9 protein-coding genes and 1 pseudogene are annotated in these 10566 nt (G+C 69.1%); 5 read left to right on the forward strand and 5 right to left on the reverse strand.

Annotation, left to right across the window (positions count from 1 at the left end; all coding sequences use genetic code 11):
* The first annotated feature begins 60 nt into the window (after positions 1–60).
* Positions 61–765: a response regulator transcription factor gene (locus tag QMO14_RS26395; RefSeq protein WP_301510781.1), complete on the forward strand. Its 705-nt coding sequence runs from the start codon at positions 61–63 to the stop codon at positions 763–765.
* On the forward strand, positions 675–2579 hold the full coding sequence (locus QMO14_RS26400; protein WP_301510782.1) for an ATP-binding protein: 1905 nt from the start codon (positions 675–677) through the stop codon (positions 2577–2579). The genes QMO14_RS26395 and QMO14_RS26400 overlap by 91 nt, the downstream gene beginning before the upstream one ends.
* Here QMO14_RS26400 and QMO14_RS26405 read toward each other — a convergent pair whose 3' ends face one another.
* Together QMO14_RS26405 and QMO14_RS26410 are read right to left on the reverse strand one after the other, a co-directional pair.
* Complete coding sequence (locus QMO14_RS26405) at positions 2580–4928, reverse strand: cytochrome P450/oxidoreductase (RefSeq protein WP_301510783.1); 2349 nt, start codon at positions 4926–4928, stop codon at positions 2580–2582. It abuts the gene before it with no gap.
* An 11-nt stretch (positions 4929–4939) separates the two neighbouring features.
* Positions 4940–5914, reverse strand: coding sequence for a tripartite tricarboxylate transporter substrate binding protein (locus QMO14_RS26410; RefSeq protein WP_301510784.1), 975 nt, complete (start codon positions 5912–5914; stop codon positions 4940–4942).
* A gap of 114 nt (positions 5915–6028) precedes the next feature.
* Here QMO14_RS26410 and QMO14_RS26415 point away from each other — a divergent pair, with 114 nt between their 5' ends.
* A complete protein-coding gene (locus QMO14_RS26415) occupies positions 6029–6844 on the forward strand; it encodes an IclR family transcriptional regulator (RefSeq protein ID WP_301510786.1) in 816 nt (271 codons plus the stop codon).
* 7 nt (positions 6845–6851) lie between these two features.
* Here QMO14_RS26415 and QMO14_RS26420 read toward each other — a convergent pair whose 3' ends face one another.
* Positions 6852–7679, reverse strand: coding sequence for an undecaprenyl-diphosphate phosphatase (locus QMO14_RS26420; protein ID WP_301510787.1), 828 nt, complete (start codon positions 7677–7679; stop codon positions 6852–6854).
* Positions 7680–7828: 149 nt separating this feature from the next.
* Here QMO14_RS26420 and QMO14_RS26425 point away from each other — a divergent pair, with 149 nt between their 5' ends.
* Entirely contained in the window at positions 7829–8710 is an 882-nt protein-coding gene (locus QMO14_RS26425; protein ID WP_301510788.1) for a hypothetical protein, read from the forward strand.
* Here QMO14_RS26425 and QMO14_RS26430 read toward each other — a convergent pair.
* Both QMO14_RS26430 and QMO14_RS26435 read right to left on the reverse strand, forming a co-directional pair.
* A complete protein-coding gene (locus QMO14_RS26430) occupies positions 8702–9358 on the reverse strand; it encodes an aspartate/glutamate racemase family protein (RefSeq protein WP_301510789.1) in 657 nt (218 codons plus the stop codon). The two genes, QMO14_RS26425 and QMO14_RS26430, sit on opposite strands and share 9 nt — an antisense overlap.
* Before the next feature lie 18 nt (positions 9359–9376).
* Complete coding sequence (locus tag QMO14_RS26435; RefSeq protein ID WP_301510790.1) at positions 9377–10279, reverse strand: amino acid ABC transporter substrate-binding protein; 903 nt, start codon at positions 10277–10279, stop codon at positions 9377–9379.
* Positions 10280–10417: 138 nt separating this feature from the next.
* On the opposite strand from QMO14_RS26435, the pseudogene QMO14_RS26440 reads away from it, so the two are divergent.
* Positions 10418–10566, forward strand: a pseudogene (locus QMO14_RS26440) (EVE domain-containing protein); the annotation flags it as partial.

Consider the following 10566-nt stretch of genomic DNA (forward strand, 5'->3'; position numbering starts at 1 on the left):
TCTGGAAAATAGATAAATACCTCGCGCCCGGCTCACCGTGCCGCCCCAAGAATCCGACGCATGCCCCCTCCTTCCACCGAAGACGCCGAACCCGTTTCGCTGAGCCCCACGCTGATCGTCGAGGACGACCCGGCCATGCAGGAGCGCCTGCGCTACGTGCTCTCCACCCTCGGCTGCGACGAGAACCGCATATCGGTGACCGACAGCGTCGCCGGCGCCCGGCAGCTGCTGGACGAACAGGGCTACGGCGTGGTGCTGGTGGACATCGGCCTGCCCGACGGCAGCGGCGTGGAACTCATCGGCTGGCTGCAGGCGCACCACCCGGGCGTTCCGGCGGTGGTGATCTCGGCCTGGCGCACGGAGGAAATCATCTTCGCGGCCCTGCGCGCGGGCGCCATCGGCTACCTGCTGAAGGAGCGCGACGACATCGAACTGGGCATTGCGCTGCGCAGCATCGAACAGGGCGGCGCGCCCATCGACCCGAGCATCGCGCGCCACATCCTCGCCTGGCTGGCGACGCACCAGCCGCCGCCGGCCGAAACGGCGGTGCAGGCATCCGGGGAAGCACCGGCCGCGCTCACGCGCCGGGAACGCAAGATACTGGAGCTCGTCTCGCAAGGCCTGAGCAACCGCGACATGGCCGAATCGCTCTCGATCTCCAGACTGACCGTGGAATGCCACACCAAGAACATCTACCGCAAGCTGGCTGTGAGTTCGCGCACCGAAGCCGTCTTCGAGGCGCGAAGGCATGGCTTGCTGCGCTGACGGGCGCGCTGCTTTTTCTGCTCTTTGCAGTCGGCCCGGCCTTCGCCGCTGAAGAGCTCGCCGCTCCCGCGCTGCGCGTGGAGGCCGTGCGCGGCACTGGCTGGGGCGACACCGCCCCGCCCGCCGAGGGCTGGACGCCCGTCGCCCTGCCCGACAGCTGGGCCGCGCGCTGGGCCGGCTTCGACGGCGTGGTCTGGTATCGCCTCACTTGGGAGCAGCCCGAACAGCTGCGTGAAGCGGGCCTGCTGCTGCACTACCTGAACATGGCCGGCGAGGTGTCGCTCAACGGCACGACGATTTCGCGCGACCAGAGCCTGGTCGAGCCGCTCACCCGCGCCTGGAACACGCCGCGCTACTGGCTGCTGGCGCCGCCGCTGCTGAAGCCAGGCACCAACACCCTGCTGGTGCGCGTCTCGGGGCTGGCGCCCTACCAGGCGGGACTGGGGCCGGTCGAGATCGGCGAACCGGCGGCGATGCAGTCGCGCTTCGAGCGCGAGCGGCTGGTGCGGCACGACCTGCAGGTGCTGGGCCTCGCGGTCAGCGCGGCAGTCTCGGCCTTCTTCGCCGCCTGGTGGTGGCTGCGCCGGCGCGAGACGGCCTATGGCTGGTTCGCGGCGATGTCGGTGCTGTGGCTGCTGTTCGCCTACAACCAGATCGCAACCAGCCCCTGGCCTTTCAGCTCCAACCATCACTGGCAGGCGCTCAACACCTCGCTGCTGCTGGTGTTCAGCGTGTCGTACCTGCTGTTCGTGCTGCGCTACTGCGGGCGCCGCCTGCCACGGCTCGAAGGCGCGGCCGCGCTGGTGGCGGCGGCCGGCGTGCTCGACCTGTGGCTGGCGCCCGAGCCGTCGCTGGCGGCGCACAGGGCCATCTGGACGCTGGTGGGGGGCCTCACGGTCATCGTGGTGAACAGCTGCGCCCTGGTGTACGGCTGGCGCCATCGCGGCAGCCCGGTGCGCTCCATCGCGCCCTTCATGGCGATCTCGGCCGTGACGGGCGCGCACGACCTGCTGGTGTTCACGCAGGTGATCGACAGCAACGTCTACTACACCAACATGTCGTCGTACGTGCTGCTGCTGGGCATGGCGCTCACGCAGGCGGCGCGCTTCGCGCAGAGCCTGCGGCGCATCGAGAACTTCAACACCGAGCTGATCGAGGAAGTGAACGCGGCCAAGGCCGAGCTGGCCGCCACGCTGGCGCAGCAGCATGCGCTGGAGCTGGCCCATGCGCGCATCGGCGAGCGCGTGAACCTGGTGAGCGACCTGCACGACGGGCTGGGCGGCATGCTGGTGGGCAGCATCGCAACGCTGGAGCGCAAGCCCGGGAACCTCGGCGCGCCCGAGCTGCTGGCGATGCTCAAGCGCCTGCGCGACGACCTGCGGCTCATCATCGACGCCACCGGCCGCGACGACGGCACCCGCGCCCTGGGCGAGTTGCTGGCGCCGATGCGCCACCGCAGCGCGCAACTGCTGGACGCCAACGGCATCGACTGCCGCTGGCAGGTGTCGGGCATCGACACGCTGGAGCTGCCGCCCTCGCAGAGCCTGGACCTGATGCGCTTCCTGCAGGAGGCGCTGACCAACGTGCTCAAGCACAGCGCGAGCCGCCGGGTGGACGTGACGGTGGCGCGCGATGGCGCCGATCTGCGGCTCAGCGTGCGCGACGACGGGCGCGGCTTCGAGGTCGAGGGCCAGACGGCCGGCGCGGGCCTGCGCAACCTGCGCACGCGGGCGCGCCGGCTGGGCGCGGAGCTGCTGCTGCAGTCGCGCCCGGGCGAAACGCAAGTCGCGCTGCGAATGCCGCTGGCAGTCTGATCAGAGCTCCAGCACCAGCCGCCCTTCGCAGGCACGCGAGCAGCAGGCCATCATCTTGGTGTTGGCGTCGCGCTCCAGCCGCGTGAGCACCACGTCGCGGTGATCGACCTTGCCGGAGAGCACGCGCACCTCGCAGGAGCCGCACAGGCCTTCCTCGCAATCGCTCTGCACGTCGACGTTCGCGGCGCGCAGGGCCGTCAGCAAGGTCTGGTCGGGCGGCACCGTGAGGACGAGGCCGGAATCCTTCAGCTCCACCTCGAAGGCATGTTCCTTCGACGGATCGAGCGTGGCCAGCGTGGATTCGAAATGCTCCACGCGCAGCGCTCCCTCGGGCCAGGCGGCGCAGCAGTCTTCCAGCGCCTCGAGCATGCGCAGCGGGCCGCAGGCATACACCTGCGCGCCGGGCACCGGCTGCGCGAGCAGCGCCCGTAGGTCGTTGCGCCGGCCCTCACCGGCAATGTGCAGGTGCAGCCGCTCGCCATGCAGCGCGGCGAGTTCGTCGACGAAGGCCATGCTGCTGCGGCTGCGGCCGCTGTAGTGCAGCTCGTAGTCCATGCCCAGCGCCTTCGCGCGCCGCGCCATCGCACTCACCGGCGTGATGCCGATGCCGCCGGCGATGAAGATCGCCTTCTTCAGCGACTCGTCGAGCCTGAAGTGGTTGCGCGGGCCGCGGATGCGCAGCCGGTCGCCCGCCTTCACGCTGCCATGCACCCAGGCCGAGCCGCCGCGCCCCTCGGGCTCGTGCAGCACGGCGATCTCGAAGGCGCCCGCGTCGTCCGGGTCGCCGCACAGCGAGTACTGTCGCGACAGCTCGGGCGTGCCGCATTCCACGTCGATGTGCGAGCCGGCCGTCCAGCGCGGCAGCGGCTTGCCGTCGGGCGACACGAGGCGCAGCCTGACGATGCCCTCGGCCACGGGCGTCACGGCCTGCACCACCACGGGCCGCGCGATGGCGTGCGCCGAAGGCTCGCCGATGCGCACCGGCACGCGCACGTCGCGCAGGCCGGGGTTCGCGCGCTCGGGGTTGGCGGCCGGGTCCCATTCCACCCACAGGTGCTCGGGGCCGCGGAAGGAGGTGTTCGGCACGTAGGTGAAGCGCTGTTCGGAAAGCCGCATGTGCGGCAGACGGCGCGTGAACTCCTCCAGGAAGATCTGCATCTCCATGCGCGCCAGGTTCTTGCCCATGCACTGGTGCGAGCCGTAGCCGAAGGTGAGATGGTCGCTGGCGTTGTCGCGGCGGATGTCGAACAGGTCGGCATCGGAAAAATGCCCCTCGTCGTGGTTGGCCGACGAGGTGACGATCAGCAGGCGCGAGCCCGCCGGCAGGTCGACGCCGCCGACCTGAGTGTCTTGCGTGACCATGCGGCGCCACGCGGCCACCGAGCCGTTGTGGCGCAGGCACTCTTCCACCGCGTTGGGAATGAGCCCCGGGTCCTCGCACAGCTCGCGCCACACCTGCGGGTGCTGCAGCAGCAGCTTCACCGCGTTGGCGGTGGCGTTGGCGGTGGTCTCGTGGGCGGCGACGATGCCGGCCATCATCATCGAGTGCAGGTACGAGTCGGTCACCACCTCGGGGTGGAGCATCTGCTTGCGGATGCCGTACTGCATCCAGCCGGGCGCGTCGGGGTCCTGCCGCATCTTGGCCAGCACCTTGCCGGCGTACTGCCAGAAGTTGCCCACCGCGTGCGCCACGGCCACCTGCTCCTCGGGCTTCGGACGCCCCCAGGTGTTGACGGTGTGCGCGATGGAGTACTTGCGCAGCGTGTCCATGTCTTCCTCGGGCACGCCGAGGAAGTGCAGCGCCACCGTGAGCGGAATTTCCCACAGCATCTGGTCGACGAGGTCGGCGCGGCCGTCGTCGATGAAGCGGTCGACGTACTCGCGCGCCAGTTCGCGCACCATGGGCTCGTGGTGCTTCAGCGCCTCGGGCGTGAACGGGTCCATCAGCGCGCGGCGGCGCGGCATGTGGGCGGGCTCGTCCTCGTTCACCAGCGTGCGGTTGAGCGCGAAGCCGTAGGAGGCCAGCACCGCGTTGGCCTCCTCGCCGGTGGGCGTGATCTTCTCGAGCGCGATCGAGGGGCTGAAGGTGATGTTGTCGCGGAACACCGCCTTGATGTCCTCGTAGCGCGTGAGCACCCAGTAGCCCAGCTTGGGGCTGTAGAAGATGGGCTCCTGCTCGCGCGCCCAGCGCACGTACTCGGGCGGGTCCTGCTGGTAGCCGTCCTCGAAGGGGTCGAAGCCGGCGGCGCGCTGGCTCACCGGGCAGCCGGTGGGCGTGCGCCCGGAGGACGGCGCCCCGTGCGCGACGGGACAGCCGGAGGTGTGCGAGGACGTGGCGGTATCGGACATGGCGGGCAGCTTCAGTCGAGGGTGATCTTCAGGTCGCGGATCAGCTTGTGCCAGCGCACCGTCTCGTTCTTCAGCAACTCGGCGTATTGCGCGGGCGTGTTGCCCACCGGCTCCACGCCGAAGTCGACCATGCGCGTGCGCACCGAGGGCTCGTTGATGGCGGCGACCAGCTGGCGGTTGAGCGTGTTCACCACGTCGGCCGGCGTGGCCGAGGGCACCACCACGCCGACCAGCGCGGCGGCCTCGACGTTCTTGTAGCCCAGCTCGGCGAAGGTGGGCACGTCGGGCAGCTGCGGCAGGCGCGTGGGGTTGGCCACGGCCAGCGCGCGCACCTTGCCGCCCTTGATGAAGCCGGAGCCCGCGGCCAGGTCGACCATCATGGCCGGCAGCTGCCCGCCGACCACGTCGGCCAGCGCGGGCGCCGCGCCGCGGTACGGCACGTGCACCATGAAGAGCTTGGCCTCCACCTTCAGCAGCTCCATGGCCAGGTGGTGCGGGCTGCCCGCGCCGGCCGAGGCGTAGTTGATGCCGCCGGGCCTGGCCCGGGCCTGGGCGATGAAGTCCTTGGCCGAACTGAAGCCCGAGTTCGCGCCGACGACCAGGATCATCGGGAACTTGCCCATCAGCGTGACGGGCGCCAGGTCTTTCGTGGGGCTGTAGCTCAGCGACTTGTAGAGCGCGGGGTTGAACACCAGCGTGCCGTTGTCCGCGGAGAGCACGGTGTAGCCGTCGGCCGCCGCGCGCGCGGTTTCGGAAGCGGCCAGCGCGGTGTTGCCGCCCGGCTTGTTGTCCACCAGCACCGGCTGCGCGACCTGGGTGGACAGCGTCTGCGCCACCGTGCGCGCAAGGAAGTCGGAACCGCCGCCGGCCGCGTAGGGGACGATCCAGCGGATCGGCTTGGCGGGATAGGCCTGCTGTGCGCCGGCGCTGGCGGCGACGGCAGCCAGGGAAAGAACCGCGAGGCAGCGGGCGATGTGCTTCTTCATGAGGGAGTCTCCGTACCGGATTTTGTGTATTGCGTAATTATCATACGCATAGCGTAATTATCGGATCGCGGGTTTACCCGACCCCATCGTGCGAGCACCTAACATCCAGCCTTCATGACGCAGTCCACGGAATCCGAGCCCTCCTCTCCTCCCACCCGCGAACGCCGCCAGCGCGTGCAGTCCGCCGAGACCGGCATGTCCGTGCTCAAGGGGCTGGCGCACCTGGGCGGGCGCAGCAGCCTGACCGCGCTGTCGGCGCACGTCGCCGAGAGCCCCGCCAAGGTGCACCGCTACCTCGCGAGCCTGATGGAAGCGGGCCTCGTGCTGCAGGACGCCGCCTCGCAGCACTACTACCTGGGCACCGAAGCCATCCAGATCGGCCTGGCCGCCATGCGCCAGGCCGATCCGATCCGGGCGGCCGAGCCCTGCCTGATCCGCCTGCGCGAATCGCTGGAGGTGACCTGCTTCGTGGCGGTGATGGGAAACAAGGGCCCGACCATCGTGCGCTTCGAGGAGCCGGGCCTGCCGGTGACGGTGAACGTGCGCGCCGGCTCGGTGATGTCGATGCTGTGGTCGGCCACCGGCCGGGCCTTCCTGGGGCTGCTCGACGAGTCGCGCGTGCTGGCGCTGGCCGAGCAGGAGCTGGCCGATGCCACGCCGGAGATGCGCGCGCAGCTCGACGCGAAGGATCCGATCGGCCAGCTGCGCCACGAGGTGCGGCAGGCGCGTTGCGCGAGCGTCAGGGACACCTACCTGCGCGGCATCAGCGCCGTGGCGGCGCCGGTGTACGACTATGCGGGGAGGGTCTGCGCCGTGATCACCGCGCTGGGTGCCACGGGCGGCTTCGATCCGTCGATCGACGGACCCATCGCCGCGGCGGTGCGGCAGGAAGCCGCAGCCGCGAGCGCCCTGCTGGGCGCCGCGAGCTGAAACCGGATCAGTCCGCCCAGACCACCGTGCCGGTCCACGCAGTGACCAGCACCACGATGCCGAACGCGATGCGATACCACGCGAACGGCGTGAAGCTGTGGCTGCTGATGTAGCGCAGCAGCCAGCGCACGCACAGCCACGCGCTGATGAACGAGAACACCAGCCCCACCGCGAACAGCGGCACGTCGGCCATCGACAGCGCCGCGCGCTCCTTGTAGACGCTGTAGACGCCGGCACCGATCAGCGTCGGGATGGCCAGGAAGAACGAGAAGTCGGTCGCCGCCTGGCGCGAGAGGCCCAGCAGCATGCCGCCGATGATGGTCGAGCCGCTGCGGCTGGTGCCCGGGATCATCGCGAAGCACTGCACCAGGCCGACCTTGAGCGCGTCCCACGGCGTCATGTCGTCGACATGCTCGACGCGGATCGATCCGGGCGGACGCTTCTCGGCCCACAGGATGATGAAGCCGCCGATGATGAAGGTGCTGGCCACCACGGTCGGGATGAACAGGTGCGCCTTGATGACCTTGCCGAACAGCAGGCCCAGCACCACGGCGGGCAGGAAGCCGATGAAGATGTTCAGCGCCAGGCGCTGTGCCTTCGGTTGCCGCGGCAGTGCGACGACGGTCGATCTGATCTTCTGCCAGTAGACCAGGATCACCGCGAAGATCGCGCCGGTCTGGATGGCAATTTCGAAGACCTTGCCCCGGTTGTCGCCGAATCCGCCGAGCAGCGAACCCGCAAGGATCAGGTGGCCGGTCGAAGAGATGGGCAGAAATTCGGTGAGGCCTTCGACGATGCCCATGACGGCGGCCTTGGCCAGCAAAACAATATCCACGCGTAGTCCTTTCAAGTGCGGCCATTATCGCGAGGGGGCTGGTCAGCTCGGGCTCAGACTCCCCTGTTCCGGTGATGTTCAGGCAGGTCGAATTGACACACAGTCGAGGGTGTGCAAAGGCATGTGTGATGCCGAAGGAGCCCTTGGTAATGCGAACGTTCACGCCCGGCGACAGACTCGAAGAACACGCGTCGACTTTCGATGACCACGGCGAAGACCGCCGCAAGAACGCCCAGGATCTCGAGTGCGAGCAGCGCGCCTCGATGCGCCGGGTCACCGAGGCCACCGGCGCGTCGGCCCACGAGCTGCAGCAGTTGATGCAGCGGCTGCGCGACATCGACTTCTCGGGCTCCAGCGCGGGCATCGTCGCGCAGGGCCACATCGCGGCCGACCGCATGCAGTCGGGCATGGCGGCGCTCGACCTGGGCGACGGCAACGTGGCCGAGCAGCGCGGCGACGCGGTGCAGAGCATCGATTTCTGGCTGCTCGAGCCGCTGGACCCCGCGCATGACAAGAAGTGGTACGCGCGCTGGAAGTTCTGGAGCTTCATCCTCGGCGCGGCCGGCTCGGAAGCCGCGCTCACCCTGCAGGGGCTGGCGCTGCGCCCCACCGAGCCCGGCGACACGCACGCCGACCTGGTGGCCAAAGCGCGAAAGGTGCTCGAAAGCTGGCGCCGCACTTCCGAGCCGTTGTTCTKGGCCGCCGTCGAATGCTACGTGCGGCAACAGTCGTTCTCGCTCGAAACACAGGCCTACCTGATGCACTGCATCGCCTCGGTGTTCACCGGCGATCCGATGAAGCTGTCGAACGAGCAGAGCGAGCAGCTCGCGGCCGTGCTCGCCGACACCTACTGCGATGCGCTGGGCACCTCGGCGAGCATGCCTTCGGCCGACATCTACCGGCGCCTGTCGCAGGGCCTGGAAGCCACCGACCGCGAAACCGGCCTCACCCGCAACCTCGGGCGCAGCGACGCGGCGCAGATCGCGATGACGGCGCTGTTCTCGGTGATCGAGTTCTCGCGCCTACGCTGAAGAGCCCGCACCGGTGCGGCGGCGCAGCGCGCGCACCGCACTGTCGACCGTGGTGAGCACCGGCAGCCCGCTGGCCGCCACGCAGGCCGCGCGCGAGCGCGCCATGCTGAACTGCGCGAGCGCGATGCGCGTGCAGCCGCGCTCGCGCAGTGCCGCGGCCTGGGCGGCGATGAGCGCGTCGTGGCGTTGCACGTCGCCCGCGTTCAGCGCGTCGAGCGCGCCTTCGGCCAGCGCGGTTTCGAGCGCCATGCCCTGCGGGAACTCCGGCGGCATCGACGCCAGCGTGGGCGCGAAAGTGGCGATGAGGCCCAGCCTGCCCTCCCCTTGCATTGCCTCGTCGATCATGGCCTCGTTGGGCTTGAGCACCGGAATGCCCGCATGCCGCCGCGCCACCGCCTCGATGCACGGCCCGAAGGCCGAGCAGGTGAAGAGAATGCCCTGCGCACCGGTGTCGACCGCGTACCGCGCGAGGCGCTGGAAGCGCTCGTGCATCGCCGCGTCGAGCCCCTTGCCCTCGCGCGCCAGGTCGGCCGAGAGGCTGTCGTCGAGCAGGTTCATGCGCACGGCCTCGGGCCAGTCGCGCGCGAAGGCTTCGTTGATGGGCGCGACGGAATGCGAGAGCGCGTGGATCAAGGCAATGCGGGTCATGGATTCAGGCAGTGGCGCTCAGATGCCCTTGGAGGAGGGATTGGCGAAAGCGTCCTTCGTCTCGGCATTCAGCGGGTAGTTGATGTTGATGCCCTTGGGCGGAATCGGCGACATGAACCACCTGGCATAGAGCTTCTCCATCTCGCCCGACTTCATCATGCCCGAGACCACGCGGTCGACCAGCGCCTTGAAGGCCGGATCGTCCTTGCGGAACATCAGCGACTGGTTCTCGGTGCGCAGGCTTTCGCCGGTGATGATGAAGTCCCTGGGGCTGCGCGCGTTCGCGATCTGGCCGGCCAGCAGGATGTCGTCGAGCACGAAGGCCTGGGCGCGGCCGCTTTCCACCAGCAGGAAGGAGTCGCTGTGGTCCTTGCCCGCGAGGTTGGTCACCTCCAGGCTGCGGCCCCGGTCGGCCTCGCGCAGCAGGCGGAACGAGGTGGTGCCGCTGGTGGTGGCCACCGTCTTGCCCTGCAGGTCGGCGATGCTCCTGATGCCCGAATCGGCCTTCACCAGCATGCGCACGTTGTAGCGGAAGATGTCCGGCGAGAAAGCCACCAGCTTCTGGCGCTCGACGAGATTGGTGGTGGAACCGCACTCGATGTCGACCGTGCCGTTCTGCACCAGCGGAATGCGGTTGGCCGAAGTGACGGCCTGGTACTTGATCTCGACAGCCGGCATCTTCAGCTCGCTCTTCACCGCTTCGACGATGCGGTTGCAGATCTCGATGCTGTAGCCCACGGGCTTGAGATTGCCGTCGAGGTAGGAGAAGCCGAAGGACGACTCCCGGTAGCCGAAGGTGATGGAGCCGCTGGCCTTGATCTTGGCGAGCGTGTCGTTCTCCTGCGCCTGCGCGGCGGCGAAGGGCATGAGCGCGGCCGCAAGCACGGCGGCGAAGGAAAACAGCGGACGAAGCTTGGGCATGGAACGCTCCTCGGAACGGTGGGTGGGGGGAAGGAAACGGACGGACGGGAAAGTGGTGGCGCTCAGCGCGCCGCTGCTGCGCGCGTGACCGCGTCGATGGAGGCCGCGAGCCGCGCGGCGATCTCCTGCAGGTCCTGCCGGGTGGCCTCGGGCATCAAGCCCGATCCGACGCAGTTCGATGCGAAGTCGCCCTACTACGACGCGGGCTCGAAGAAGGACGATCCGCGCTGGCTGCTGGTGGATGTGCAGGCGCTGCGCAAGACGCGCCTGCTGGCGCTGCCCGAGCT

Origin of the sequence: Variovorax sp. CAN15 (assembly GCF_030462475.1) — a bacterium.
In the GTDB taxonomy this organism is placed as follows: Bacteria; Pseudomonadota; Gammaproteobacteria; order Burkholderiales; family Burkholderiaceae_C; genus Variovorax.

Excerpts from the sequence above, each read along its gene's own strand:
- QMO14_RS26395 (WP_301510781.1), top strand. The coding sequence starts at position 61 with ATGCCCCCTCCTTCCACCGAAGACGCCGAACCCGTTTCGCTGAGCCCC.
- QMO14_RS26400 (WP_301510782.1), top strand. The coding sequence starts at position 675 with ATGCCACACCAAGAACATCTACCGCAAGCTGGCTGTGAGTTCGCGCAC.
- QMO14_RS26405 (WP_301510783.1), bottom strand. The coding sequence starts at position 4,928 with ATGTCCGATACCGCCACGTCCTCGCACACCTCCGGCTGTCCCGTCGCG.
- QMO14_RS26410 (WP_301510784.1), bottom strand. The coding sequence starts at position 5,914 with ATGAAGAAGCACATCGCCCGCTGCCTCGCGGTTCTTTCCCTGGCTGCC.
- QMO14_RS26415 (WP_301510786.1), top strand. The coding sequence starts at position 6,029 with ATGACGCAGTCCACGGAATCCGAGCCCTCCTCTCCTCCCACCCGCGAA.
- QMO14_RS26430 (WP_301510789.1), bottom strand. The coding sequence starts at position 9,358 with ATGACCCGCATTGCCTTGATCCACGCGCTCTCGCATTCCGTCGCGCCC.
- QMO14_RS26435 (WP_301510790.1), bottom strand. The coding sequence starts at position 10,279 with ATGCCCAAGCTTCGTCCGCTGTTTTCCTTCGCCGCCGTGCTTGCGGCC.